General features: G+C 41.3%; 1 protein-coding gene. It reads right to left on the bottom strand.

Features of this window, described 5'->3' with window-relative positions; translation table 11 throughout:
• Positions 1-86: 86 nt before the first annotated feature.
• Positions 87-1,703, bottom strand: coding sequence for a type I restriction-modification system subunit M (locus HMPREF2766_RS00545; RefSeq protein ID WP_070567111.1), 1,617 nt, complete (start codon positions 1,701-1,703; stop codon positions 87-89).
• Positions 1,704-1,808: the final 105 nt, after the last annotated feature.

Genomic DNA, 1,808 nt, shown 5'->3' with positions numbered 1-1,808 from the left:
TTCCCCCAACTTCCGCTGTTCCCAAGCGTTCATCCGTTCTTGGTTCCGGCAAAAAACTGCTTCGATAGGAAGCAGTTCAGCATTTTTTATCCTTTGAGGAGCTCTACAAACTTTGCTAGTTCGTTTTTTGCTTCCTCAGTTGTTCCTTCCAGTTCTCCTAAAAGTTTAAAGAGACTAGCTGAGGTTGCTTCTATTTCAGCTCGGACTTGGGTTAATTCTTGTGCAACTTCTGACAAAGGAACTACTTCTTCCTCTTCAAAAGTATCTACATAACGAGGAATATTGAGATTATAGTCGTTCTCCTTGATTTCCTCAAGACTAGCAACATGAGCATACTTATCGACATGTTCACGTTCATGATACGTCTCAATGATTTTAGTTATGTTATCTGCTGTCAGCTTGTTTTGATTTTTTCCTTTTTCAAAATCACTGGACGCATCGATAAACAAAACATCAGAGCACTCACCACGTGCTTTACGACCTTTAAAAACAAGCACACAAGTCGGAATACTTGCCCCATAGAATAGATTGGCAGGCAGACCGATAACAGCGTGGAGAAGATTCTCATCAATAATCTTTTGGCGAATCTTCCCTTCAGCTGCTCCCCTAAAGAGAACACCGTGCGGAAGCACAATTGCCATCGTTCCACTACTTTCCAAATGGTAAAGGCCATGCAAGATAAAAGCGTAATCCGCCTTAGAAGCAGGAGCAACACCAAACTTGAAACGTGAATCTTTGGAACGATCGATACTCTTAATCTCCCACTTTTGAGAATATGGTGGATTAGCTACAACAGCGTCAAACTTAAGCGGAAGTTGAATACCATCTTTTTCAGCAAAAGGCCAATCCGTATCTAGTGTATCTCCCCGTTTGAGATTCATATTGCGATAGTTAACACCATGCATCATAAGATTCATACGCGCAAGGTTATAGGTCGTAGTGTTGAGTTCTTGACCGTAAAAGTCAACACTACCTTCACGCTCCCCTTCTGGCAATTCTTTTTGCACTGTTAAAAGTAAGGAACCTGAACCCATAGTAGGATCATACACTCGAAACTGATCGTCATTTTCCTTCGCATCCACTGTGACAAGTTTTGCCAAGATCTGACTAACCTCATGCGGCGTATAAAACTCACCGCCTTTTTTCCCAGCATTAGCCGCAAATTGACCGATAAGATATTCATACACATCTCCCAAAATATCGCGTCCAGACTCATCCTTGAAGCTAAACTCATGAATCATGAGAACAATGTCGTTAAGTGCCTTGGCGCGCTCGTTAGTGCTCGAACCCAATCGGGTATCTCCAAGATTGATATCTGAAAAGACATTTGCAAAATCTTGCTCAGCCATAGGATTACGCTTAGCTTGTGTCTCAAAAGAGTCAAACATATCTTGGAAATCGCTCGCCTTGATCCGATGGTTTTCGATTTTCGCTACCAAACGCCCCCAGGTATACTCTGGCTTAATCGCATAACCAAGATTACTACTAATATCTTCTAAGTAGTCTTCTTGCTCTTCTTCGTCTGTCACATCGTAAAACTCTTCCAGACCATTTTGAGCCAAATAGACATCTTGGTTTTCAGATAGATAACGATAGAACATAAAAGGAAGGATATAATTTTTATACTCACTAGCGTCCATCGTCCCACGTAGTTTATTGGCCATTGCCCAAAGTTTTGTTGTAATGTCATTTGCTGTACTCATACGAATTTTGTATCCTTTCTATTATGCAAACATCGCTTTCAGTAATGTTGATTTCATTGTTTTCAGCATCTCTAGCTCACGCTGTTGAAGGGTAATGAGCTGGTC

Origin of the sequence: Streptococcus sp. HMSC076C08 (assembly GCF_001810825.1) — a bacterium.
GTDB lineage: Bacteria > Bacillota > Bacilli > Lactobacillales > Streptococcaceae > Streptococcus.
The sequence above is the reverse complement of the archived record's forward strand: the minus strand, read 5'-3'. Positions and strand labels throughout refer to the sequence as shown.